The organism is Halobellus sp. GM3 (assembly GCF_052545375.1).
Map to the genome: position 1 here is coordinate 515,620 of NZ_JBQWLT010000001.1, position 22,229 is coordinate 537,848.

Annotated in this window: 24 protein-coding genes and 1 pseudogene; 12 read left to right on the forward strand and 13 right to left on the reverse strand. The window is 69.5% G+C overall.

Annotation, left to right across the window (positions count from 1 at the left end):
- Positions 1–122: 122 nt before the first annotated feature.
- Complete coding sequence (locus tag ACT3HL_RS02535; RefSeq protein ID WP_445085223.1) at positions 123–293, reverse strand: HVO_0758 family zinc finger protein; 171 nt, start codon at positions 291–293, stop codon at positions 123–125.
- Positions 294–469: 176 nt separating this feature from the next.
- On the opposite strand from ACT3HL_RS02535, the gene ACT3HL_RS02540 reads away from it, so the two are divergent.
- The 4 genes from ACT3HL_RS02540 to ACT3HL_RS02555 all read left to right on the forward strand — a co-directional run bounded on the left by ACT3HL_RS02540 (position 470) and on the right by ACT3HL_RS02555 (position 4,147).
- Entirely contained in the window at positions 470–1,597 is a 1,128-nt protein-coding gene (locus ACT3HL_RS02540) for an MFS transporter (RefSeq protein ID WP_445085285.1), read from the forward strand.
- A gap of 121 nt (positions 1,598–1,718) precedes the next feature.
- Positions 1,719–2,852, forward strand: coding sequence for a glycosyl transferase family 2 (locus tag ACT3HL_RS02545; RefSeq protein WP_445085224.1), 1,134 nt, complete (start codon positions 1,719–1,721; stop codon positions 2,850–2,852).
- The gene (locus ACT3HL_RS02550) at positions 2,845–3,465 is read left to right on the forward strand and encodes a DUF7109 family protein (protein ID WP_445085225.1); all 621 of its coding nucleotides are present in this window, start codon (positions 2,845–2,847) and stop codon (positions 3,463–3,465) included. The genes ACT3HL_RS02545 and ACT3HL_RS02550 overlap by 8 nt, the downstream gene beginning before the upstream one ends.
- Before the next feature lie 82 nt (positions 3,466–3,547).
- Positions 3,548–4,147: an NUDIX domain-containing protein gene (locus tag ACT3HL_RS02555; protein ID WP_445085226.1), complete on the forward strand. Its 600-nt coding sequence runs from the start codon at positions 3,548–3,550 to the stop codon at positions 4,145–4,147.
- 19 nt (positions 4,148–4,166) lie between these two features.
- Here the strand turns inward: ACT3HL_RS02555 and ACT3HL_RS02560 are convergent.
- The 6 genes and pseudogenes from ACT3HL_RS02560 to trpC all read right to left on the reverse strand — a co-directional run.
- Positions 4,167–4,565: pseudogene (locus tag ACT3HL_RS02560) on the reverse strand (Hsp20/alpha crystallin family protein); the annotation flags it as partial.
- A gap of 44 nt (positions 4,566–4,609) precedes the next feature.
- A complete protein-coding gene (locus ACT3HL_RS02565; RefSeq protein WP_445085227.1) occupies positions 4,610–4,768 on the reverse strand; it encodes a DUF7559 family protein in 159 nt (52 codons plus the stop codon).
- Between the two features lie 147 nt (positions 4,769–4,915).
- Complete coding sequence (locus tag ACT3HL_RS02570; protein WP_445085228.1) at positions 4,916–5,710, reverse strand: 2-amino-3,7-dideoxy-D-threo-hept-6-ulosonate synthase; 795 nt, start codon at positions 5,708–5,710, stop codon at positions 4,916–4,918.
- 27 nt (positions 5,711–5,737) lie between these two features.
- Positions 5,738–6,607 (reverse strand): tryptophan synthase subunit alpha, encoded by an 870-nt coding sequence (gene trpA / locus ACT3HL_RS02575; protein WP_445085229.1) that lies wholly within the window; start codon positions 6,605–6,607, stop codon positions 5,738–5,740.
- Between the two features lies 1 nt (position 6,608).
- Positions 6,609–7,904 (reverse strand): tryptophan synthase subunit beta, encoded by a 1,296-nt coding sequence (trpB, locus tag ACT3HL_RS02580; protein ID WP_445085230.1) that lies wholly within the window; start codon positions 7,902–7,904, stop codon positions 6,609–6,611.
- Positions 7,901–8,767 (reverse strand): indole-3-glycerol phosphate synthase, encoded by an 867-nt coding sequence (gene trpC, locus ACT3HL_RS02585; RefSeq protein WP_445085231.1) that lies wholly within the window; start codon positions 8,765–8,767, stop codon positions 7,901–7,903. The genes trpB and trpC overlap by 4 nt, the downstream gene beginning before the upstream one ends.
- A gap of 100 nt (positions 8,768–8,867) precedes the next feature.
- Here trpC and ACT3HL_RS02590 point away from each other — a divergent pair, with 100 nt between their 5' ends.
- Positions 8,868–9,674, forward strand: coding sequence for a pirin family protein (locus ACT3HL_RS02590; protein WP_445085232.1), 807 nt, complete (start codon positions 8,868–8,870; stop codon positions 9,672–9,674).
- A 98-nt stretch (positions 9,675–9,772) separates the two neighbouring features.
- Positions 9,773–10,225: an MGMT family protein gene (locus ACT3HL_RS02595; RefSeq protein ID WP_445085233.1), complete on the forward strand. Its 453-nt coding sequence runs from the start codon at positions 9,773–9,775 to the stop codon at positions 10,223–10,225.
- Between the two features lie 33 nt (positions 10,226–10,258).
- Here the strand turns inward: ACT3HL_RS02595 and ACT3HL_RS02600 are convergent, their stop codons facing one another.
- Genes ACT3HL_RS02600 through lonB form a run of 3 tightly spaced genes read right to left on the reverse strand, consistent with a single transcriptional unit; the run spans position 10,259 to position 13,860 of the window.
- Positions 10,259–10,606, reverse strand: a complete 348-nt coding sequence (locus ACT3HL_RS02600) for a hypothetical protein (RefSeq protein WP_445085234.1) — start codon at positions 10,604–10,606, stop codon at positions 10,259–10,261.
- A 54-nt stretch (positions 10,607–10,660) separates the two neighbouring features.
- Positions 10,661–11,575 (reverse strand): CPBP family glutamic-type intramembrane protease, encoded by a 915-nt coding sequence (locus tag ACT3HL_RS02605; RefSeq protein WP_445085235.1) that lies wholly within the window; start codon positions 11,573–11,575, stop codon positions 10,661–10,663.
- 5 nt (positions 11,576–11,580) lie between these two features.
- Positions 11,581–13,860, reverse strand: a complete 2,280-nt coding sequence (gene lonB, locus ACT3HL_RS02610; RefSeq protein WP_445085236.1) for an ATP-dependent protease LonB — start codon at positions 13,858–13,860, stop codon at positions 11,581–11,583.
- A 166-nt stretch (positions 13,861–14,026) separates the two neighbouring features.
- On the opposite strand from lonB, the gene ACT3HL_RS02615 reads away from it, so the two are divergent.
- Together ACT3HL_RS02615 and ACT3HL_RS02620 are read left to right on the forward strand one after the other, a co-directional pair.
- Positions 14,027–14,560 carry a nicotinamide-nucleotide adenylyltransferase gene (locus tag ACT3HL_RS02615; protein WP_445085237.1) on the forward strand — a complete coding sequence of 178 codons (534 nt, stop codon included), beginning with the start codon at positions 14,027–14,029 and terminating at the stop codon, positions 14,558–14,560.
- Complete coding sequence (locus tag ACT3HL_RS02620; protein ID WP_445085238.1) at positions 14,557–15,387, forward strand: SAM-dependent chlorinase/fluorinase; 831 nt, start codon at positions 14,557–14,559, stop codon at positions 15,385–15,387. Before ACT3HL_RS02615 ends, ACT3HL_RS02620 begins: the two co-directional genes overlap by 4 nt.
- Before the next feature lie 21 nt (positions 15,388–15,408).
- On the opposite strand, the gene thsA is transcribed toward ACT3HL_RS02620, so the two are convergent.
- Complete coding sequence (gene thsA, locus ACT3HL_RS02625; RefSeq protein ID WP_445085239.1) at positions 15,409–16,974, reverse strand: thermosome subunit alpha; 1,566 nt, start codon at positions 16,972–16,974, stop codon at positions 15,409–15,411.
- A gap of 271 nt (positions 16,975–17,245) precedes the next feature.
- Between thsA and ACT3HL_RS02630 the strand changes: the two genes are divergently transcribed.
- Complete coding sequence (locus ACT3HL_RS02630; protein ID WP_445085240.1) at positions 17,246–18,082, forward strand: amidohydrolase family protein; 837 nt, start codon at positions 17,246–17,248, stop codon at positions 18,080–18,082.
- A gap of 32 nt (positions 18,083–18,114) precedes the next feature.
- Here ACT3HL_RS02630 and ACT3HL_RS02635 read toward each other — a convergent pair whose 3' ends face one another.
- Together ACT3HL_RS02635 and ACT3HL_RS02640 are read right to left on the reverse strand one after the other, a co-directional pair.
- Positions 18,115–19,017: a glycosyltransferase gene (locus ACT3HL_RS02635; protein ID WP_445085241.1), complete on the reverse strand. Its 903-nt coding sequence runs from the start codon at positions 19,015–19,017 to the stop codon at positions 18,115–18,117.
- Positions 19,018–19,121: 104 nt separating this feature from the next.
- The gene (locus ACT3HL_RS02640) at positions 19,122–19,844 is read right to left on the reverse strand and encodes a methyltransferase domain-containing protein (RefSeq protein ID WP_445085242.1); all 723 of its coding nucleotides are present in this window, start codon (positions 19,842–19,844) and stop codon (positions 19,122–19,124) included.
- A 237-nt stretch (positions 19,845–20,081) separates the two neighbouring features.
- Between ACT3HL_RS02640 and ACT3HL_RS02645 the strand changes: the two genes are divergently transcribed.
- The 3 genes from ACT3HL_RS02645 (at position 20,082) to ACT3HL_RS02655 (ending at position 22,162) form a co-directional block, all read left to right on the forward strand.
- Positions 20,082–20,354, forward strand: a complete 273-nt coding sequence (locus tag ACT3HL_RS02645) for a winged helix-turn-helix transcriptional regulator (RefSeq protein WP_445085243.1) — start codon at positions 20,082–20,084, stop codon at positions 20,352–20,354.
- Positions 20,355–20,486: 132 nt separating this feature from the next.
- On the forward strand, positions 20,487–21,287 hold the full coding sequence (locus tag ACT3HL_RS02650) for an MBL fold metallo-hydrolase (protein WP_445085244.1): 801 nt from the start codon (positions 20,487–20,489) through the stop codon (positions 21,285–21,287).
- Positions 21,288–21,349: 62 nt separating this feature from the next.
- Positions 21,350–22,162, forward strand: a complete 813-nt coding sequence (locus tag ACT3HL_RS02655; RefSeq protein ID WP_445085245.1) for a YkgJ family cysteine cluster protein — start codon at positions 21,350–21,352, stop codon at positions 22,160–22,162.
- Positions 22,163–22,229 lie beyond the last annotated feature (67 nt).

Consider the following 22,229-nt stretch of genomic DNA (forward strand, 5'->3'; position numbering starts at 1 on the left):
CCGCGCGGGTCTTCGAGTGACGTGCCGCGGCAGTCTCACTCTCACCCCTCTCGTGGCCGTTTCACTGACGGGCCTCGGGGCTTGACCCCGGGCGGTTGACTCGTCCGTTCGCCTCCGTGCCCCTAGCCGAGTTCTTTCCACTCGCGGTCACAGCCGGGGCAGCGCCGCACCGTGAACACCTCGTCGGGATCGTTCCTCGTCTTCAGCGACTGACCGCACGCCACGCAGATCAGCCGCTCGTACGTGTCCTTTTCTAACTCCCCGTCTCGAAGCCCCTTCCGCGTCGTCTTCATCCCACCTCTGGACTCGGGGTCACGAGGTAAAAAGACCGGTACCGGTCCACACTTCCGCGGGGGATTCACGCGATTTCGGCGTCGGGACCGCAACGCGTCGGGACCGCAACTATTGAAGTCGACGCCGGCGAAGGGCGGCCGTGTCCCGCCGCCGTCTCTTCGGCTCGCTCTGTTCGATGATCTTCCTCGTCAGTCTCGCGAGGGTCGTCTTCGCGCCCCTCCTGCGGGAGTTCATCGCGGTGTTTCAGATCGGCGAGGGAACCGCGGGCCTCATCGCGACGCTCGCGTGGCTCGGGAGCGCGCTCCCCCGCGTCCCGACGGGGTGGCTCCTCACGCGTGTCCCGCGTCGCCGAGTGGTGCTCGCCACCGGCGCGGTACTCACCGTTGCGGCGGCGTTCACGTCGACGGCCACTTCGGTGTCGATGGTCGGCTTCGGCGCGCTCCTGATGGGGCTCTCCTCGGGCGTCTACTTCGTGGCCGCGAACCCGCTCGTCAGCGAGCTCTACCCCGAGCGCGTCGGCCGGGCGATCGGCATCCACGGGATGTCGAGCCAGCTCGCCGCCGTCGTTGCCGCGCCGCTCGTCACGCTGGTGCTGCTGCTGTTCGCCGACTGGCGAGTCGTCTTCGTCTGCATCGCCGTCGTCGCCGCCGCCGCCACGGTCGCGCTGTATTACGCCGCGCGGGCCGCCGCGCTCCCGGACGCCGGAACCGCAGACCGGGACCTGTTCGGCGCGATCCGCGCGGAGTGGCGAGTCGTCCTCCTCGGTGTCGTCGTCGTGGGCGCGACGGGGTTCGTCTGGCAGGGGCTGTTCAACTTCTACGAGCTCTACTTGTTGACCAAAGGGATCGACGAGACGACGGCGAAGAACCTCCTGACGGTGATCTTCGCCGCCGGCGTTCCGGCCTTCTTCGTCTCCAGCCGGCTCGCGGACCGACTGCCGCGCGTTCCGTACATTCTGGCGATCATTGGTTCGTTCACCGTGTGTGTGCTCGCGTTGACCGTCACCTCGGGGCTGATCCCCGTCATCCTACTCACGGCGGTGATCGGATACGTCGTCCACAGCCTGTTTCCGGCGGTCGACACGTACCTGCTCGATACGCTCCCCGACGACTCCCGAGCCAGCGTGTACGCGTGGTTCTCCGGCGGGATGATGGCCGTTCAGGCGACGGGATCTTCGATCGTCGGGGCGCTTCGTGAGGGCGGGCTCGCCTACGACGCGATCTTCACGCAGTTCGCCCTGGGGCTCGGCGTCGTCGTCGCCGGACTGCTCGTCTTACAGCGCGGCGGTCGGCTGCCGGAGTGAACCCCCCGGGCTGTGGTCTCCGAGCGCTCGTTCGTTCGGGGCATACCGGCCTGTTCGGTCCGCCGGTCCCACCGGCCCGGAACCCCCGAACTTTTGCTCGTCCCGACCGGAGGGGACGCCGATGGAGTACGTGCAATCGCGGGTGACGACGCTCCACGACCTCTCGGGTCCGCTCCCGTCGGCCCCGACGGACCGAACGGCGGTCGTCGTGCCGATGGCGGAGCGCGAGCACCGGACCGACGCCGCAGATCGGGTGTTCTCGACGCTCGAACGGCTGAACCCCGCACGCGTCGTCGTCCCGCTGCGCGCACCCGCGGCCCGCGTCGGGCCGATCCGCGAGTGGCTCTCGACGTACGATCTCCGATTGGATCTCCTGTGGTGTGACGGCCCCCGCGTGGCCGGCCTGCTGGCGGACGCCGGACTCGACGGCGGTCGCGGGAAGGGACGCGACGTCTGGTTGGGGCTCGGCTGTGCGACCGACGAGGCGTTCGTCGTCGTCCACGACGCCGACACGACGACCTACGGCGAGTCGTTCGTCCGCCGGCTGCTGTTTCCGCTCTCTCGGGGGTACGACTTCTCGAAGGGGTACTACGCCCGCGTCGAGGAGAACCGCCTCTACGGCCGCCTCTTCCGCCTCTTTTACGTCCCGCTCGTCAGGGCCCTCGTCGATTCGAACCCCGGCCCGTACCTCCGGTATCTGGACTCGTTCCGCTACGCCCTCGCCGGCGAGTTCGCCGCCACCGCCGAGACGGCGCGGCGGATCCGCGTGCCGAGGGGCTGGGGCCTCGAAGTCGGCACGCTCGGCGACGCGTTCGCCGCCGCCGGCTTCGACGGGACCGCGCAGGTCGACCTCGGCACCTACGAGCACGATCACCGCCCGGTCGACGGCACGACCGGCCTCTCGGAGATGAGCCGAGCCGTCGGCGAGACGCTCCTGCGGAGCGTTCTCGAACGCGGTATCGACGTCGACTTCGGGACGCTCGTCGAGCGGTATCGAGAGACGGCGCGGTCGCTTGTCGACCAGTACGCGCTCGACGCGTCGTTCAACGGGCTCGACTTCGACCGGGGCCACGAGCGCGCGCAGGTAGATCGCTACGCGGCGGCGATCAGGGAACCGACCGCGCCCGACGACCGACTCCCGGCGTGGGAGAACGCGCCGCTCTCACCGGCGGCGATCGAAGCCGCCGCGGCCGCGGACGTCGAGTCCGCTATCGACGCCGCGACCGCCGACGTGCGGGGTGGCGACGATGACTGAGGACGAACCGGGCGGTGCGACCGACGGCCTGACCGCCGGCGAAACCGACGGTGCGACCGACGGCGCGGCAGACGGCGAGTCCCCCTCGGCCGCCGGCCTCACGCCGGACGAACTGGCCGGCATCGTCGACCTCTTTGGCGGCCTCACGCTCGAGGACCTCGAACGCGCACTCGAGGAATTGGCCTTCAAGCGGGGCGTCGAGATCGACGGAGACGAGGTCGAAGCGGCCGTCGACGGCGCGGTGTCGGCGTACGCGCTCGTCCGATACGGGACCGGGGGACAGACAGACGCGAAAGATACCGGCGGGCAGACGGACGCGAAAGCGGACCGCGATCTTCTGGTCCCGGGGCCGACGGCGTTCCCGACGCTCCCGGCGAACGCGGAGGACCTCCCCCACATCCTCGACGTTCCGACGCGGCGTGTCGACCGTTCGGCGGCCGGGCAGGCGGTGGCCGAACGGCTCCGAGAGGACGCCGCGAACGCCATCGAAGCGGGCGACGAGGCATCGATGCAGGCGCTTTTCGACGTGACCTACGACGTCGACGTGTGGTCCGACACCGTCGACGTCGACGGCGTCCGCGAGCGGCTCGCCGGCGCGCTCGAGGACGCGTGAGCGAAGCGCGGCCGTGCGCCGAATCCTTCACGAATCTTCAGCCGACAGTATAAGCCCCCTCGGGTCGTACACCGCTTCGAGTATGGATCTCTCGCGGGTGACGGCGCACGCGCCGACGGTCGTCGACGACGCGGGCCGGCAGGCCGCGGTCCTCGCCCCGGTTCTCCGCCGGGACGGGGAGGACCACGTCCTGTTCACGAAGCGCGCGGAACACCTCGGCGAGCATCCCGGACAGATGAGCTTCCCCGGCGGATCGCGCGAGCCCGAGGACGGCGGTCTGGAAGCGACCGCCCTCCGCGAGGCCGACGAGGAAATCGGGTTGCGACCGCCGGAGGCGACCGTCGTCGGTCGACTCGACGACATCCGGACGGTGACGGACTACTCCGTGCGACCGTTCGTCGCGCGCGTCCCCGACCGGGCGTACGACCCCGACGAACGCGAGGTGGCCGAGGTCGTCGCGCTCGCGGTGTCGGATCTCACCGCGCCGGAGAACTACGAGTCGGAGCTGCGCGAGCACCCCGAGTACGACGCCCGCCGCATCCACTTCTTCCACGTCCGCGACTACACGGTCTGGGGCGCGACAGGCGTGATGCTCGTCCAACTGCTCGAACTCACCACCGACTGGAACGTCCCCGAAGAGCCCGACCGCGTGGTCGGCCCCGACGCCGAACTGCCGGTGTGACTCGGGAGCGCTAGGCGCCGTCGACGCCGCGTTCCCGCTTCGGCACGCGGACCTCCAGTGTCCCCTCTTCGGTCACCGTCGCAGTGGCGCCCTCTGGATCGACGGCCGCGCCCTCAGGCAGTGGCGCCGCCCCGTCGAGGGAGAGCCCGCGGCCCGGAAAGCGCATCTCGAACCCCTCGCGGAAGTCGCGGAAGCGGTCGACCGTGACGCGCACGACACCGTCGGCGAAGCGCACGTGCACGTCCTTTCCCCTGACGCCGGGCGCGTCGAAGACGACGAGGTAGGCGTCCTCGCTCTCCAGCAGGTCGTACGGCAGCGGGGTTCGCTCCTGCACGCGGGCGACGCCCCGCCCGACGCGCTCGAGGGCGTCCTCGGCGATCGACTCGCCCAGTTCGCGCAGTCGGCCGGGATCGCCCAGACCGCGGACCGGCCCCCGGCCGCCGAGCGCCCGCTCGGACCCGGTCATAGCTCGATCGCCTCCAGCGTGTCGCTCTCGCGGCAGTACGGGCAGACGAAGTCGGCGACGCCGACGCTGTCCGGCATATCGTACGTGTAGTGGAGCTCGAACATGTCGAGTTCGCACTCGTCGCTGACGCATCGAACTTCGAGCGTGGCTGGCATACCTGCGCGTTGACTCGCCACGATGATAAACGCGCGGGCTTCGACGAGAGAAAAGACGATGTAGGGGCGCTGTGCACGCGTCCGCACTGAGCGCGCGCCGCTTCGGCGGTACTGCGGCGATCGCGCTGAGCCAGCGCCCTCGCGGCGTTACGCTTCGATACCGATCCCGGCCGCCTCGACCGCGGTGTCGACGTCGGCGTCGTCGTGGATGATCGCGCTGACCGCGCGCGTGATCGCCTCGGGGTCGTCGTGCTGGAAGATCGACCGGCCCATCGAGACGCCGGCCGCGCCGGCGTCCATCGCCCCGCGGACCATCGCCACCGTCTCGCGGTCGGTGCCGCGGCTGCCGCCGGCGATGACGACCGGGCGGCGGGTCGCCGCACACACCCGCTCGAAGGAGTCGGCGTCGCCGGAGTAGGCGGTCTTCACCACGTCAGCGCCGAGTTCCTCGGCGATTCGGACGGCGTGCGCCAGACTCTCCGCGTCGTGTTCGTCGACGCCGGGGCCGCGCGCGTAGCTCATCGCGAGGACGGGGATCCCGAGCCGGTGGGCCTTCTCGGTCAGGTCGCCGAGCTCGGTCAGCTGACCGGGCTCGTGGTCGCTGCCGACGTTGATGTGAAAGGAGACCGCGTCCGCGCCGGCGCGGAGCGCTTCCTCGACGGACCCGGTCCGGCGCTTGTCGTTGGAGTCGGGGCCGATCGACGTCGAGCCGTTGAGGTGGACGATGTACCCCTTGCCGTTCTTGTTCGGGTGGACGCGCGGGGCGACGCCCTTCTGGGTGAGGACGGCGTCCGCGCCGCCGCGCGTGATCGCGTCGACGGTCGATTCGAGGTCGACGAGTCCCTTCACGGGACCGAGTGTGATGCCGTGGTCCATTGGCACGACGAGGTATCGCCCCCCTGTGGAGATGCGATCGAGCCGTGCCGAGAGTCCTGCGTCCATCGTGTGTGATCCTGTGGCAACCGTCGGTTATTTGCCTTCCGCTTGGGGCACGCGTTGTTCGTATCCGCGACGCGCGCCAGCTTTCAGTTCTCGGGCCTTCTCCTCCAGTCGCGCGGCGACCTCGTCTGCGGAGTCCTCGGATTCGACGCCGCCAGCCACTATGTCGACGAGCGCGCTGCCGACGATGATCCCGTCTGCGCCCCCGGCGACGATCCGCTCGGCGTGCTCGCCGGTCTTGATGCCGAACCCGACCGCCTTCGGCACGTCGTATCCCGCGAGCCGTTCGAGGCTCGCCTCGGTCTGTCCGGAGACGTCGTCCTGCGCGCCGGTGACGCCCAGCCGGGCCTGCACGTAGACGTACCCCGAGACCCGCGACATAATCCGATCGAGCCGCTCGCCCCGCGTCGTCGGCGCGACGATGAAGACGAGGTCCAGCCCGAACTCGTCGCAGGCCTCCCGGAGCGGGTCGGCCTCCTCGGCGGGGAGGTCGGGAACGACGAAGCCGGAGAGGCCGACCTCGGCGGCGCGCTCGACGAAGGGGCGCGGGCCGGAGTCGTCGCCGTACTGGTAGATGAGGTTGTAATAGGTCATACAGACCAGCGGCACGTCGACCGCGAGGTCCTCGACGAACTCGAAGAACCGCTCGGGGGTCATCCCCCCTTCGAGCGCTCTGACGACCGCGCTCTGGATCGTCGGGCCCTCCGCGATCGGTTCCGAGAAGGGGAGGCCGAGTTCGATGACGTCGGCGCCGCCGCGTTCGAGCGCCTCGACGTATTCGAGCGACGACTCGTAGTCGGGGTCGCCGGCGGCGAGGTAGGGGACGAACGCCGGCCCGCCCGCGAAGGCCGCTTCGAGGTCCGACGCGCCGGCGTCTCCGGATCCGGTCGACTCCGCCATCTCAGATCCCCCCCGAGAACTCCGACAGCGACGGTGCCGCCTCGATGTCCCGCGCTTCGGTCTCCTCGATCACCGTTTCGAGGTCCTTGTCGCCGCGGCCGGAGACGTTCACGAGGACGACGTCGCCGAGGTCCTCGTAGTGCGCTTCGAGGTAGCCCAGCGCGTGGGCGGATTCGAGCGCCGGGATGATGCCTTCCAGCTGTGAGAGCCGGTGGAACGCCTCCAGCGCCCCGTCGTCGCCGACGTTGACCGCGTTCACTCGCCCCTCGTCGACGAGCTGGGCCAGCTCGGGACCGACGCCGGCGTAGTCGAGGCCGGCCGAGACGCTGTGGCTCTCCATAATCTGGCCGTCGCCGTCTTGGAGAAGCTTCGTCCGCGCGCCGTGGAGCACGCCCTCCTCGCCGGTCGACAGCGACGCGGAGTTGGGCGCGACGCCCGCCTCTTCGTCGACGTCGAGGCTCGATCCGCCGGCCTCGACGGCGTAGAGGTCGACGTCGCGCTCTCGCGGCTCATCGCCGCTCGATTCTCCCGCGGAACGCGGTTCCGCGCTGTCGACGAAGTGCGCGAACGCCCCCATCGTGTTCGAGCCGCCGCCCGCGCACGCGAGGACGGAGTCCGGAAGGCCGCCGGTCTTCTCGCGCAGCTGCCGGCGCGCCTCCTCGGAGATCACGGCCTGAAAGTCCCGGACCATCGCGGGGAACGGGTGCGGCCCGACGACCGAGCCGATGACGTAGTGGGTGTCCTCGACGTTCGTCGCCCAGTCGCGCATCGTCTCGGAGATGGCCTCCTTCAGGGTGCCGCGCCCGGTTGTGACCGGATTCACCGCTGAACCGTTGAGCCGCATCCGGAAGACGTTGGGGCGCTGCCGGTTGATGTCGCGCTCGCCCATGTAGACTTCGCAGGGCATGTCTAGGTGCGCGGCCGCCATCGCCGTCGCGGTGCCGTGCTGGCCCGCGCCCGTCTCGGCGACGATGCGCTCTTTGCCCATGTACTTCGCGAGGAGGACCTGTCCGAGCGCGTTGTTGAGCTTGTGCGCGCCGCCGTGGACCAGGTCCTCGCGCTTCAGGTAGACGTCGCGGCCGTACCGTTCGGAGAGCCGCTCGGCGTACTGCGTCGGCGTCGGCCGCCCGCCGAAGTCCCGAAGCCGCGCGCGGAACTCGTCCATGAAGCCGTCCTCGTTCTCCAGCACGTAGCGCTCGTAGGCGTCCGTCAGCTCCTCGATCGCCGGCATCAACGCCTCCGGTACGTACTGACCGCCGTACTCGCCGAACTTCCCGTCCGCGTATTGCTGTGTCATCGTGTGTCTGCGTCCGTGGTCGTGTCAGTCGCTTCTGTGGTCGCTGTACTCGTCGTTTCCGTCTCGGTTCCCGCTCTGCTCACCGCTTCGGCGTCGATCCCCGTGAGCCGTTCGGTGTTCGTCTGCACGTCGCCGTCCATAATCGCCGTCCCGATAAGAAGCGCGTCCGCGCCGGCGGCGCGCATCCGCCGGGCGTCGGCCGTCGTCGTCACGCCACTCTCCGCGAGCAGGGTCACGTCGTCGGGCACGTGCGGAGCGAGGCGTTCGAAGGTGCCGAGGTCGACTTCGAGTCGGCCCAGATCGCGGTTGTTGACGCCGATGATCTCGGCGCCGACGTCCAGGGCCCGATCCAGTTCCCCGCGGGTGTGTACCTCTACGAGCGGCTGAAAGCCCCGATCGCGCGCCGCCTCGTACAGCGTCGGGAGCGAGTCGGTGCCGTCCTCGTCGAGGAAACGCGCGATGAGTAAGAGCAGGTCCGACTCGACCGCGTCGAGCTGTGACTCCCGAACGACGAAGTCCTTCCGGAGCACCGGCACGTCGACGGCCTCGCGGACGCGGCGGAGGTTCGCGAGCGACCCGCCGAAGTGCTCGGGTTCGGTCAGCACCGATAGCGCCGTCGCGCCGCCGGCGATCATCTCGCGGGCGAGCGAGACGGGGTCGTCGGTCCGCTCGCCCTCGGTCGTCGGACTCGTCGGCTTGACCTCCGCGATGACCGGGACGCGTCCCGCCGCCTCCGTCGCCGCGACTGCCTCGGGGAACGATCGCGCGTCGACGTCGACGCGCTCGTCACCGCCGGGACGCTCGCGCGCCGCCGAGAGTATCGACCGCACCTCCGGCGCAAGTTTGTCCTCACTGGCGTTCATCTATGTTCATTAACGGACTCTTTTGCACATAAGGCTTGCGCGTCGCCGGCGGCTCCGTCGACCCGTGGGCCTATCACTCTCGGCGGCCTACCCGCCGTCGATGGACGACTCAGCAGCGTCCCGAGCGCACCCCCACATTCACACGGCACCGCGGACGGACGTCTCGCAGGACCAAGGATCGTTCAGGATCCACTTCAACTTCCCCGGCCGGGCGCTCCCTGCCCGCGACGACCACGGTTACGGTCCGCTGGCGACCGTCGTCGAGTCGTTCATGGATCCGGGCACGCTGATCCGGATGCACCAGCACCGAAACGAGGAGATCGTCTCGTGGGTGCCCGCGGGCGTGATGCGCCACGACGACCGGCGGGGCAACGCGCTCGTCACCGACGCCGAGCACCTGCTCGTGATGAACGCCGGCAGCGGTTTCTGGCACGCCGAGGAGACCCGCGAGGACGACCCCCCGCTGCGGATGCTTCAGATCTTCGTCCGCCCGCACAGCCTCGATTTGGAGCCGGAGATCCAGCACGAGCGGCTCCCCGACGCGGAACCCAACGCGTGGAGACACCTCTTCGGGCCGGCGGAGGGTGACGCGCCGTGTTACGTCCGCAACCGCGTCGATCTCTACGACTGTCGGCTCGCCTCCGGCGAGCGCGCCGCGCTGCCGTCGCGGCCCGATTGGGACACCTATCTCTACGTGTTCGAGGGGTCGGTGACCGTCCGGGGCAGCGCCGCGAGTGCGGACGGCGTACCGACCGAGGGCGAGACCGCGGAAGTCGGATACACCGAGAGCGCGCTGGTGACCGGGGAGGGCGACGCCGGCGTGACTGCCGACGAAGACAGCGTCCTCGTCGCCTTCTGCGTCGACCCCGACGCGCCGATCACCCGTCAGGGAACGATCGGTCGCTGAACAGACGGTCGCTGGACGATCGGCCGGAGGTCGCAGGTGTCCGCCCTCTGTCGGCTCGCACCGCGAAGATTCAAGGTCGAGAGCGCGCAAGCCCGCCTATGGACGTCGGCGTCTTCGCCCGCGAGTCGGACAGGCTGGACCGAGCGGTCGAGATCGGGGTCGCGAGCGGCCGCGTCGTCGGCGTGTCGTTCCCGGCGGAGATCCCCGACGACGCCGAGTCCGACCACCCGCTCTTGGACCGCGTCTTCGCGTACCTCGCCGGCGAGCCGGACCACTTCGATGACGTCGAGGTGGCGCTGACGGTCGGGACGACCGAGCGCCGCGTCCTAGAGGCCGTTCGGAACGTCCCCCACGGCGAGACGGTGTCGCTCGAGCGCGTGGTTCGGATGGCAGGCCTCGACCCCGAGGAGTCGGCCGACGTCGAAACGGCTCGGAGCGCGCTGGCGGCGAACCCCGTCCCGCTCTTCGTTCCGGACCACCGCGTCCGCGACGCGCCCGGCGGCGCGGCGGCGTCGGTCGCGGCGCGGCTCCGGGCGATCGAATCGGACTGACGCCGCGCCGGACTGACTTCGGGGCGCCCCGCGTCAGCCGCGCCGCCGACTCGACCCCCGCCGCAGGAGGAAGTAGCCGACGAAGCCGACGACGAAGAACGCCGTAGACGCCAGTTCGGCGACACCGAGCCCGGGCAGGAGCGCCAGAAGCTGTGTGACGCCGGCGAGCACGAGCGCGGCGGCCGTGACCGCGACGAGTCGGGCGTCGTCGGACGGGGACCGGTTCGCGTAGACGGCGTACCCGAAGTAGCCCGCGACCGCGGCGAACCCGAGGTCCGCGGCGGTTGTCAGCAGGGGATTTTCGGTGAGTATCGACGCGACGAGAAGCACGAGGTATCCGATGAGCACCGACTGCAGCACCGTCCGGGAGCGGGGTTCCATACCGACCCGGTGCGCCGGAGTGACAAAAGCCGTTGCGTTGGTCCGAGCGCCGTCTCACCCGGCGCCCCCGGTCCACTCGACGCCAAGTCCCTCGTGAACGACGAACTCGAGGGCGTTCACGAGGTAGTGGGCCACGACGACGACGAGCAGGCTCTCTGTGACGATGAACGCCGCGGCGAGCACGAAGCCCAGCGTCCCGGTCACGACCACGCCGAGCCGACCCTGCGCGCCGTGGCCGAGCGCGAACGCCCCCGAGGAGACGATCGCCAGTACCCACGGCGACACGTCGTACCCGGCCGCGACGACGCCGACGAGCGCGCCGCGGAAGAGGACCTCCTCGAAGCCGGCGATCACCGGGAGCACGACGAGCAGGAGCGCGGCCCAGCCCAGCCGGGTACCGGGCGCGAGCGCGCTCCGGAGCCGTTCGCCCTCGCCGAGGCCGAACCGCGCGCCGGCCGCGGCTCCCGCTTCGTTCGCGGCGTAGAGGGCGACCCCGAGACCGACACCGAGCGCCACCGCGCGGCCGCCGACGGCGCTCGGGTCGGCGCCGAAGGCCCACGCGGGGATCTCCGCGTACCACGCGCCCGCCAAGAGCAGCGCGCCGAAGAGCCCCTGCGAGACGGCGACGTTCGCCAAGAGCGACGCGGTCGAGAGGTTCGGTTCCGCCGACGTGGCGTCGGTCGCCCCGGTGTCCGCGGGACCGTCGGGCTGACGGTCCGTCCGGGCGTCGGTCACCCGGCACTCGGTTCCGGATCTCGGGAGCGTGACCGTCTCCGTCGTCGGCTCGCCGCCGTCGTCGGGGGCGTCGCCGACTTCGGTGTCGGAGGCGGGCGCAGGCGCAGAGCCATCGGCTCCTCCGTCGAAGCCGTCGGTATCCCCGTCGATAACGCCGCGCGTCGCGTGCGCGAGTAAAAGCAGGCCCGCGGTGACGACGAACGCGAACCCCGCGAACGTCGCCCACTGGGGCATCCGCGTTACTGCGGGCTCGGGCTGGAGGGCCCGGAGACGGCCTCTCCCTGCGAGAGCGCCGAGCCGGTGATGCTCTTGAGGCGGTCGACGAGCGAGTCCTTCTCGGGCTCGCCTTCGAGTGCGATGTCGAGCACCTCGCTGATGTGGCTGACCGGGATGATCTCGACCATCTCCTCGTACTCCTCTTCGATCATCACGTCCTGCATGTTCGCCGCGGGGATGATGACCCGGGTGCAACCGGACTTCGCGGCGGCCTCGATCTTGTGCGTGACGCCGCCGACCGGGAGGACGTCGCCGCGGACCGAGAGGCTGCCCGTCATCGCGAGCGACTGGTCGACGCCCATGTCCTCGAGCGCGGAGATGACCGCAGTCGCGACCGTGATGGAGGCGGAGTCGCCGTCGACGCCCTGCCCACCGGTCTGGACGAACTGGATGTGGATGTCCTTCTCGGAGATGTTCTCGTCAGAGAACTTCTTGATGATCGCCGAGACGTTCGAGACGGCCTCTTGGGCCATCTCCTTCAGTTGCCCAGTGGCGATCACTTCGCCGGGCCCCTGCGAGGGCGTGACTTCAGCCATCACGGGGAGCATGATACCCGAGTCCTCGCCCATCACGGCGAGCCCGTTGACGCGGCCGACCTCGTAGCCCTCCGAGACCTGTAACTCGTAGTCCTTCCGGCGCTCGATGTAGTCGTCGGCGAGCTGCTGTTCGATCGAGCGGCTGCGGCCCTTCGCCTGCAGCACGTGATCGCGCGTGACGAACTCGGCGTCCGCCGAGCGGGCGATGTCGCCCGCGACGCGGACCAGCCCGCCGAGGTTCCGGAGCTTGAGGGTGAGGTGCCCCTTCCGTCCGGCGCGGCGCCGAGCTTCGAGGATGACCTCCTCGATCGCCTCGGCGGTGTACTCCGGCAGGCGGCCGTCCTTCGCGACCTCTTGGGCCACGAAGCGGGCGTACTTGCGGCGCATCTCGGGGGTGTCCTCGATGGTGTCGTCCATGTACACCTCGTACCCGTAGCCCTTGATCCGCGAGCGCAGCGCGGGGTGCATGTTCTCCATCGCGTCGAGGTTCCCCGCGGCGATCATGATGAAGTCCGTCGGGACGGGCTCGGTCTGGACCATCGCGCCCGAGGAGCGCTCGGACTGGCCGGTGATCGAGAACTCGCCCTCCTGGATCGCCGTCATCAGGTGCTGCTGGCTGCGGATGTCGAGCGTGTTGATCTCGTCGATGAACAGCACGCCCTTGTTCGCCTTGTGGATCGCGCCGGGCTCGACGCGGTCGTGGCTCGGCGTCTCCATCCCGCCGGACTGGAACGGGTCGTGGCGGACGTCGCCGAGCAGCGCGCCGGCGTGCGCACCGGTCGAGTCCTCGAACGGCGCGGTCGTCGTGTCGGCGTTGTTCACGATGAGGTTCGGCACCATCGCGTCGCCGCCGCGGGAGCCGTAGCGGAACGCGAGGTAGATGACCCCGGCCGCGAGGATCCCGAGCAGGATCTGCCCGGCGATGATGAAGGAGTAGCCGATGACGATCGCGATGATGATCCACATGAGGAACGAGCGCATCTGATTGCGCTTTCGCGCCTCCTCTTTGTGGGCCTCGACGATCTGCTCGCCCTTCCCGGCGGGTACGGTCCGAACCTTGGGGTTGTTGCCGTCGTCGGGGTTGTGGTAGACGAGCACGTCCTGCAGCTCCTCGGGCGGCAGGAGCTCCGACATCGCCTTCGCGAGCATCGACTTGCCCGTCCCGGGCGAGCCGATCATCATCACGTGTCGGCGCTGCTTGGCGGCCTTCATCACCACGTCGCGGGCGTGCTCCTGCCCGATGACCTGATCAACGAGCCGGTCAGGGACGTTGATCTCCTCGGTGGTGTCGATTCTGAGTCCGCCGAGGAGGTCGTCCTCGTCGACGTCGTCTGCGACCTCGGCGTCGACCGTCACGTCGCTGCCGAGGTCGTCGATCGTTCCCTCGACGCCCTCGTCGGGTCCGTCTGCGCCTTCCTCGGAGTGATCGAATTCACCGTCACCGACGACGTCGGACTCGCCGTCGACGTCTCTCTCGGCGATCGCGCTCCGGCCGTTCCCGTCTCGGTCCTCGGAGACGGAGTGCCCGTTCTGTCTCCCCTCCCGGCGGTCCTGCCCGTCGGGACCGCCCGCTCGGTCGACCGGTTCCTCCGAGCCCCCACCGGCGCCTCTGCGTTCCCGGTCGGACGGCGGCGAGTCGGGCGCCTCGTCGGCGACGCCGCTCCCCTCCTCGGGGGCGTTCTCGTCGGCTTCCGTATCGTTACTCATAGAATACTTCGCTACCAGTATGGAGGGTCGGGCGACTGATATACTTTCTCCTCGCGTGCGCCGCACCTACTACTCCGATACGGGCGTTCTGTGGCACTCTATGCCCTGATTAGGCGCTCTGTGGTGTCTCGGGGTATTTATAAACTCTCGGTCCCAGAACCGACGTATGCGGGGGTTCTACATCGGCCGGTTCCAGCCCTATCACAACGGGCACCACCGGATGGTCGAGGAGATCGCGGGCGAGGTCGACGAACTCGTCCTCGGAATCGGATCGGCGGGGGACTCACACAGCCCTCGGAACCCCTTCACCGCCGGCGAGCGCGTGATGATGGTGACGAAGTCGGTCGCGGATCTCGATGTCACCACCTACGCGGTCCCGATCGAGGACCTCGACCGGAACTCCGTGTGGGTGAGCCACGTCCAGAGTATGTCGCCGGCGTTCGAGGTGGCGTACTCGAACAATCCGCTCGTCATACAGCTGTTCTCTGAGGCGGGCGTCGACGTCAGGCAGTCGCCGATGTTCAACCGAGACGTCCTCGAGGGCGCGGAGCTGCGCTCACGGATGATCCGCGGCGGCGACTGGCGGAGCCTGGTCCCGGACCCCGTCGTCGACGTCGTCGAGGAGGTCGGCGGCATCGAGCGCATCCAGCGCGTCAGCGACACCGACTCGAACGGCGACGCCGCCAGCGACCCCGAATGATCACGCTCGCTTCCGACTTCGGATCGCCGTACCCGGCCGCGATGAAGGGCGTCTTGCTCCGGCGAACAGACGCCCGACTCGTGGACGTCGCTCACGACTTCCCCAGACAGGACGTCCGCGCGGGCGCGTTCTGGTGCCGCGAGACGCTTCCGTACTTCCCGCCCGCGGTGCATCTCGTCGTCGTCGACCCCGGTGTCGGGACCGATCGGGACGCGATCGTCGTCCGCGCCGGCGAGCACGCGCTCGTCGGCCCCGATAACGGCGTGTTGCTGCCGGCCGCGCGGCGCATCGCGGCCGAATCGGGAACCGGGGCTCGTATCGAGTGCTTCTCCTACGCGTACGACGACCCCGACTCGTCGACGTTCCACGGCCGCGACGTGTTCGCGCCCGCGGCGGCCGCCGTCCACGAGGCCGGCGTCGACGCGCTCGAATCGGTCGACTCGCTCTCTCCGGTCGAGTCATTCGCTGTCGACGGCGCGCCCGACGCGGTCGTCGGCTGTCGGTTCCCGGACGCCGAGGTCTCCGCCGACGAGGCCCGCGGCGAGGTGCTCGTCGTCGACGACTTCGGGAACGTGATCACGAATGTCCCGGGGTCGTACCTCGACGGCCGCGAGGGCGAGACGGTCGCGGTGAACGGCGAGTCCGCGGCGGTCGCGCGGGCGTTCGCGGCAGTCGACGAGGGAGCGAGACTCGTGACCGTCGGGAGCCACGGCTACGTCGAGTGCGACGTCAATCGGGGCCGCGGCGACGAGTCGTTCGGACTCGCGCCCGGCGACGACGTGGTGGTCTCGGTGTCGTCGGCCCGGAACGCAGCCGATCGAACGTAGCCAAAAAGGGCGTCTCTGTGGTCAGTTCGCGGCGATGACGTCGTCGATGCGGACGATCATCGTCGCGGCCTCGGTCGCGGAGGTGACGGCGTCGCGCTTGACCGCCGCGGGGTCGAAGATTTTCGCCTCGATCGGGTCGCCCACCGCGCCGGAGCGGCCCTCGGAGATGATGCCGGCGACGCCCTCGCGGTCGTACGTCGAGCGGAGCTTCACGACGGCGTCGATCGGGTCCATCCCGGCGTTCGTCGCGAGCGTCCGCGGGAGCGCCTCGACCGCGTCGGCGAACGCCTCGGCGGCGAGCTGCTTGCGCCCCTCGATGCTGGCGGCGGCCGAGCGGATGTGCTCGGCGATCGCGATCTCGGTCGCGCCCGCGCCGGGGACGACGCCGCCGGCGTCGATCGCGGCGACCGTCACGTCGACGGCGTCGTTGATCGCGCGCTCCAGTTCGTCGACGACGTGCTCGGTGCCGCCGCGGAGCAGGATCGTCACGGTCTCGGCGGCGTCGCCGCCCTCGACGAAGGTGAGCTCCTCGTCGCCGAACGTCCGCGTCGCGATGCGGTCGGCGTGGCCGAAGTCCTCCGCCTCGAGGTCGTTCACGTCGCCGAGCTGTTTCGCTCCCGTCGCTCGGGCGAGCGCTTGCGCGTCGGAGGACTTCACGCTCTCGAAGGCGAGGACGCCCGCCCGCTCGAGGTGATCGGCGACGCGGTCGGCGATCGACTTCGTACAGAAGACGACGTCGACGCCGGCGTCCGCGAGCGCCTCAGCGTAGCCGCGGAGCTCCGACTCCTCGGCGTCGATGGCCGCCTCGAGCTGTTCGACAGAGGAGATGGTGTACTCCGTGTCGGCCTCGCCCTCGCGCACGTCCAGTTTCGTGTTCACGATGGCGACGGTGGCGTCTTCGACGCTCCGCGGCATCCCGTCGCGGACGCGCTCTTTGTCGACGACGACGCCCTCGACCAGTTCGGTCGACGACGACGACGCGCCGGTCTGCGTGAGCACGCGGACGTCGTCGTCGAACTGACCGCTTCCGTCGCGGACCGCGCGGACCGCGCGCACGACGAGGTCCGCCAGCACGTCGGCGGTGACGTCGCCGGTGCCCTTGCCCGTCATCGACGACTCCGCGACCGCGGCGAGCACGTCGTCGTCGAGGTCGACGTCGAGCACCCGCTCGTCGATCGCTTCCTGCGCGAGCTGGGCGGCCTCGTTGTATCCCTCGACCACGACCGTCGGGTGGAGGTCGTCGTCGAGGAGGTCCTCGGCGTGGATCAGAAGCTCGCCCGTCAGCACCGCCGCCGTCGTGGTCCCATCGCCGACGCTCTCCTCTTGGGTCTGTGCGACCTCCACGATCATCTGCGCGGCGGGGTGCTCGATGTCCATCTCCTCGAGGATCGTCGCCCCGTCGTTGGTGATGACGACGTCCCCGGAGGAGTCGACGAGCATCTTGTCCATCCCTCGCGGACCGAGCGTGGTTCGGACCGCGCTCGCGACGGCTTTGCCCGCCCGGATGTTCGAGTCTCGGGCGTCGCGGCCGCGCGTTCGGTCGCTATCGCTGGAGAGGACGTACAGTGGCTGCATACGTGTCGACATAGTTATGGAACCTCACGAGTATTGAGGTAAGCAGTTCTATAAATACGTTTCGGATGTGGTTGCGGCGTAAGACGCCTATAACGGGCGGTATGAGGAGCTAAACGCCACCCGACGGCGGTAGCGGAACTCGTACGAACTCTACCCACCTACCACATTCTGTATGGGAACGTCGGACGGGCGTTCGGACTCGGGTGGGGTACCGCCGCTACAAACGTGGGTACCGCCGCTACAAACGCTACTACTATTTGCGTCGCCGTGCCAGTGACCGACGATGCTGGAGTTGAACCACGGGTTCAGGGTCGTGGACCTCCACGCGCGCTTAGACCCGAGCGGAGAGGAGGTCGTCGCGAGCCGAGGCCGTGAGACGACGCCGGAGGCGCTCGAACGGGAGCTGCACCAGGCGGGCGTCGTCAGAGCAGTTGTCTCGCCGTCTCCGGGCACGAACCCGGCCGGCGGCGGCTACCTGCGGGCCAACAACGCCGTCGCCCGGTTGAGCGTCGACCGCCCGTTCCTCGCGTTCGCCCGAATCGACGGTCCGCGCGCCCCCGGGTCCCGCGCGTCGGCGCGGCTGCGCAACCTCACGGCCTCGCGGGAGCCCCACCACGCCAGTCCTGACGATATCGAGCAGTACGCGTACGACGACCGATTCTACGGGTTCACGCTCGATCCGGCCACGGACGGCCTCCCGGACGAGGAGACGCTCGCGCAGTTAGCTGACGTCGGGCTCCCGGTCGTCGTCGAGGGGGGACAGGCGTTTCCACCGTCGGCGGTGGCCGAGACGCTTCTGGAGTGGGAGTTCCCCGTCGTCCTCTCCAGTTTCGGCGGCTACCCGCTCGACCGCGACCTGATGGTCGCGGCGATCGACCTCCTCGACGAGCACGACAGCCTGTATCTCGACACTCGAAACGTCAGGTTCCGCGGGATCCTCGAACAGGCGCTCTTAGAGCACCCCGACCGGGTCCTCTTCGGCAGCGGCGCCCCCGAAGCGCACCCGAGCGTCGGCGTGATGGAGATCCTGACACTCGACGTCTCCGAGGACGCGATGCGGCGGGCCTTCTCGGTGAATCCCTCGCGTATCGTTCCCGCCCTCGCCCCCGGAGAGACGTAGCTCAGTCGCCGTCGATCCACCCCGTCGTCGTTTCAGCGCCAGTCGTACGTCGCGACCGCGCGGTCCGCCCGCCGCGAGCAGCCGTGCGGATTGCGCGCCTCCGTGCGGTCCCGCGCCCGAGCGACGAGGCCGTCGGACCACCCGGTGGCGATGCCGACGATGACGTCGCGCCCGGTCCCGACCCATCCGGTCGGCGTCGCCTCGCCGGCGACGACCTCGCGCGCGGCCGCGACCGCGTCGCCCCCGGCGTGGGCGGCGATCCGCCGGAAAATCGTCGGTCGAAGCCCGTAGTTCTTGATCAGGCGGTATGTCAGCGCGCGATACTTCCACTCCTGGTTCCGCTCGTCGACGCCGCCGTCGGCCTCGTACTCCGTTCGCACGCACATATCGGCCTCCCACCCGACCGCGGTCTCGAGCCCGGCGAGTCGGTGGGCGACGTCGCGTGCGCCGCCCGTTTCGAGGTACTCGTCGAAGCCGTCCAGCCGATCGAGCACGTCGGCCCGAAACGCGACGTTGCCGCCGTTGAAGTACGTCACGTGTCGGCCGCGGATCTCACGGGTTTCGGGAGCGGTCGTCGTCATCCCGGCGGGAAGCGTCTCGTGGACCGGTCCTGTCGCGACCGGCGCGCGCTCCAGTCCGGCCTCGATAGCCGCCGGCCACGTCTCCTCGACCGACAGGTTGTGACGGAGAAACGCGATCGCATCGCCCGATGCGGCGCGGATCCCGGCGTTCCGGGAGACGTTCAGCGTCCGATCGGAGACCTCGATGAGCACGTCGACGTCGTCTCGGTCGCGCACCATTCCGGTGGTTCCGTCGGCGGAGGGGCCGTTGACCACCACGATCTCGGCGTCGGGCGCGTGCGCGGCCAAGCTGTCGAGGCTGGCCGCGAGGTGGTCCCGCCCGTTCAGCGTGGGGACCACTACCGAGAGCTCCATACCGATCGGTTGCGATACGTGAACTTAAATGTCGCACCTCGTGGAGGCGCGGTCCCGATGAGACGGTGCGGTGTACGCCCGTGGGCCGAAAATCGGCTCGGACGCTACCGCCGATTGTCGCCCTTCACCGTCGCTGTCCAGTACGAGACCGACGCCAGCGCGTCGCCGACGGCGGTCGAGCCGATCGAGGTGTCGAGGTCGCGGAACCCCTGGGCGATGCCGTTGGGGATCTTCCGGTAGAACCCGTAGGGCAGCAGGAAGTCGTGCTCGTCGGCCTCCAGCCGCAGGCCGGCGTCCTCGAGCAGTCGGTCGACTTGGCTCCGAGAGTAGAGATGCGAGCCCATCGGGAGGAGCCAGTTGTACGCGACCCGCGTGCTCCGCCCGTTGAACGTATCGAAGAAGACGATATCCTTCGAGACCCTCGCCATCTCGGCCATGAACTTCGCCGGGGTGTCGGCGAGGTGGAAAAACCGCATCGCGAAGACGGCGTCGAAGTGGTCGTCGGGGAAGGGCAATCGGGCGGCGTCGCCGCGTAGGAACTCGATGTGGTCCGCGACGCCGGCGCGGCGGGCCTTCTCGCGCCCCTGCGCAAGCATGGCGTTCGAGATGTCGAGTCCGACGATGTTCGCCCCGCGCTCGGCCAGCATCACCGTGAACCGCCCCGTCCCGCAGGCGATCTCGAGGACGTCTCGGTCCTCGACCGGCCCGACGGCGTCGACGACGGCCCGCTTCTCCCGGCTATCGATGAGTCTCCCGCCCCGTGAGAACCGCTTCGAGTCGTACTCCTTGGCGACGTCGTCGGCCTGGTACCACTCCTTTCCTTTCACGCTACCAGTCCGTCCTCGCTCGCGGATTAAAACCGTACTGGATACGCGCCGCGGGAACGTGACGGCGCTGCCGACTCATCGCGAGAACCGGCAGCGGGTTCAAAAATCTGGTCTCGACGGGTCGAACGGCGTGTTTGTCCCGTGACTCCACGGGACCTTATATGCGTATAAGGTCTACGGATTGTATTGTCACACTTGTAGGCAACCTTTACCACGTGCTGGCGGCTCTCAGGCTGTATGAGCACCACCACCGCAGACCTCGACGGCGACAGCCTCCTCTCGGAGTCGGAGTTCCGCGACCGCCTCCGCGAACTCCCGCCGAGCGCGAAACTCGTCGCGAAAGTCCTCGAGAGCGACGCGCCGCTCTCGCAGGGCCAACTGGCCGAGGAGTCGCTGCTCCCCGACCGGACCGTCCGCTACGCGCTCAACCGCCTCGAAGACGTCGACCTCGTCGGGTCGCGCTACAGCTTCCAGGACGCGCGCAAGCAGGTCTACTACCTCAACACCTGAGAGAGTCCTCCGTAGACGCCGACGAGAAGGAGTAGATACCCCGAAGACGCGGAGAAGTAGGGGAAGGCACCGACCAGCCCGGGTCCGTCCGACGACGGTAGCGTTTTCTGCGGACGCACAGAACGGGAAGCCGTGACACCGGCTCGCCAGTCTCCCGTCTCGGTCCGCCGTATCCCCGTCCCGTTTTCGAGTCCCGTCCCGTCCGGCTCGACCAACGCCTACCTCGTCGGCGACGACCCCGCGGTGCTCGTCGATCCCGGCGGCCGCAGCGACGACCTCGACGACGCCGTCGACGCCGCGAACGTCGAGCACATCGCCGTCACCCACGCCCATCCCGACCACGTCAACGGAGTAGCCGCGTACGCCGCCGAGACTGACGCGACCGTCTGGTGCCGTCGCGGCCGCGAGGACCGCTTCACCGACGCCGCGGGCGTCGCCCCCGACCGGACGTTCCTCGAGGGGAGCGAACTCCCCGTCGGCGGCCTCTCCGTCATCGACGTCCCGGGACACGCGCCCGACCACGTCGCCTTCGAGACCGAGGCCGGAACGCTCTGCGGCGACGTGGCCATCGCCGAGGGGAGCATCGTCGTCGGGGCGCCGGAGGGCAGCGTCCGCGCGTACCTCGTCGCGCTTCGGCGGCTGTACGCCCGGAACCCGCGCCGGCTCTATCCCGGACACGGGCCCGTCATCGACGACGCGCGCGGCGTCTGTCGCCGTCTCATCAGCCACCGTCTCGACCGCGAGCGCCGCGTGCTGGCGGCGGTCGAATCCGGCGCGGCAGACGTCGACGCCGTCCTCGAGGCCGCCTATGACGGAGACCTCGAGGGCGTTCGCCGCCTCGCGCGGATGACGGTCGTCGCCCACCTCGAAAAGCTCGACGCCGATCGCCGGGTTCGGTACGACCGCGAGACCGAGACGGTCGAACCGCGCTGAGAGGGCGTGAGTCGGAGCGACCGACCGAGAGCGTTTTCTCCGCGGCGCCGCGAGAGGCGGCCGTGAACGAGGCGTCGACCCTGGAGGCGGAACTCGGCCGCGCCCGCGACCTGTCGGTGTCGGAACTGGCGGACGCGATCGAGTCGATCGGGTTCGAGTGCACGCGCTGCGGCGCGTGCTGCAAGAGCGGCCACGACGAGGAGACCGGCGAGGACGAACCGCACACGGCGACGGTGTTTCCCGACGAGGTGCGGCGGTTACGGGACACGGCCGCCGAGAGCGGACCGTCCGGCGGCACACCCGACGCCACAGCCGGCACCGCGCCCGACGCGGCGTACGACTGGCGCGACGTCGCCCGCCCGATGCCTTACGGGCTCGTCGAGGGCGACGACGGGCCCGAGGGCGAGACGTTCGAGTGGGCCCTCCAGACCGACGCCTGCGGCGACTGCGTCTTCTACGAGGGGGCCGAACCGGCGAAAGGAGACGACACGATGGGAGACGGGGACGACGCGATGGGGGCCGGCGCTTGCAGCGTCCACGCGGACCGGCCGCTGATCTGTCGGACGTACCCGTTCAGCGTCGCGCTCGGCGGGACGAGCCAGCCGATGGGTGAGGCTGTCGACGAGGAGGGGGTCGTCCGCGCTCACGAGTGCGAGGGGCTGGGCCGCGAGATCTCGCGCGCGGACGCCGAGGACCTCGCCGCCGCGCTCAAAACCCGGGCGGTTCGCGAACTGACCGAAGCGATCGGCGTCCGAGACAACTACGAACCGGTCGACGCGTCCGATCACGGAGGCGTGGTCGTGTACGACTCCGAGGGGCCGAAGCGCGCGGACGGGACGCCGGTTGATGAGACGCGGACCGACGGGACGGAGTAGCCGCTTCCGACCGGTGGTCTCGGCGTGCGGGAGCGGCCGGTAGGCTTCTTACCGAGTCGTCCCTACC

Excerpts from the sequence above, each read along its gene's own strand:
- ACT3HL_RS02635 (WP_445085241.1), bottom strand. The coding sequence starts at position 19,017 with ATGGAGCTCTCGGTAGTGGTCCCCACGCTGAACGGGCGGGACCACCTC.
- ACT3HL_RS02645 (WP_445085243.1), top strand. The coding sequence starts at position 20,082 with ATGAGCACCACCACCGCAGACCTCGACGGCGACAGCCTCCTCTCGGAG.
- ACT3HL_RS02565 (WP_445085227.1), bottom strand. The coding sequence starts at position 4,768 with ATGCCAGCCACGCTCGAAGTTCGATGCGTCAGCGACGAGTGCGAACTC.
- lonB (WP_445085236.1), bottom strand. The coding sequence starts at position 13,860 with ATGAGTAACGATACGGAAGCCGACGAGAACGCCCCCGAGGAGGGGAGC.
- trpC (WP_445085231.1), bottom strand. The coding sequence starts at position 8,767 with ATGAACGCCAGTGAGGACAAACTTGCGCCGGAGGTGCGGTCGATACTC.
- ACT3HL_RS02555 (WP_445085226.1), top strand. The coding sequence starts at position 3,548 with ATGGATCTCTCGCGGGTGACGGCGCACGCGCCGACGGTCGTCGACGAC.
- ACT3HL_RS02620 (WP_445085238.1), top strand. The coding sequence starts at position 14,557 with ATGATCACGCTCGCTTCCGACTTCGGATCGCCGTACCCGGCCGCGATG.
- thsA (WP_445085239.1), bottom strand. The coding sequence starts at position 16,974 with ATGTCGACACGTATGCAGCCACTGTACGTCCTCTCCAGCGATAGCGAC.
- ACT3HL_RS02590 (WP_445085232.1), top strand. The coding sequence starts at position 8,868 with ATGGACGACTCAGCAGCGTCCCGAGCGCACCCCCACATTCACACGGCA.
- ACT3HL_RS02595 (WP_445085233.1), top strand. The coding sequence starts at position 9,773 with ATGGACGTCGGCGTCTTCGCCCGCGAGTCGGACAGGCTGGACCGAGCG.
- ACT3HL_RS02535 (WP_445085223.1), bottom strand. The coding sequence starts at position 293 with ATGAAGACGACGCGGAAGGGGCTTCGAGACGGGGAGTTAGAAAAGGAC.
- trpB (WP_445085230.1), bottom strand. The coding sequence starts at position 7,904 with ATGACACAGCAATACGCGGACGGGAAGTTCGGCGAGTACGGCGGTCAG.
- ACT3HL_RS02605 (WP_445085235.1), bottom strand. The coding sequence starts at position 11,575 with ATGCCCCAGTGGGCGACGTTCGCGGGGTTCGCGTTCGTCGTCACCGCG.
- ACT3HL_RS02545 (WP_445085224.1), top strand. The coding sequence starts at position 1,719 with ATGGAGTACGTGCAATCGCGGGTGACGACGCTCCACGACCTCTCGGGT.
- ACT3HL_RS02615 (WP_445085237.1), top strand. The coding sequence starts at position 14,027 with ATGCGGGGGTTCTACATCGGCCGGTTCCAGCCCTATCACAACGGGCAC.
- trpA (WP_445085229.1), bottom strand. The coding sequence starts at position 6,607 with ATGGCGGAGTCGACCGGATCCGGAGACGCCGGCGCGTCGGACCTCGAA.
- ACT3HL_RS02550 (WP_445085225.1), top strand. The coding sequence starts at position 2,845 with ATGACTGAGGACGAACCGGGCGGTGCGACCGACGGCCTGACCGCCGGC.
- ACT3HL_RS02570 (WP_445085228.1), bottom strand. The coding sequence starts at position 5,710 with ATGGACGCAGGACTCTCGGCACGGCTCGATCGCATCTCCACAGGGGGG.
- ACT3HL_RS02540 (WP_445085285.1), top strand. The coding sequence starts at position 470 with ATGATCTTCCTCGTCAGTCTCGCGAGGGTCGTCTTCGCGCCCCTCCTG.
- ACT3HL_RS02600 (WP_445085234.1), bottom strand. The coding sequence starts at position 10,606 with ATGGAACCCCGCTCCCGGACGGTGCTGCAGTCGGTGCTCATCGGATAC.
- ACT3HL_RS02630 (WP_445085240.1), top strand. The coding sequence starts at position 17,246 with ATGCTGGAGTTGAACCACGGGTTCAGGGTCGTGGACCTCCACGCGCGC.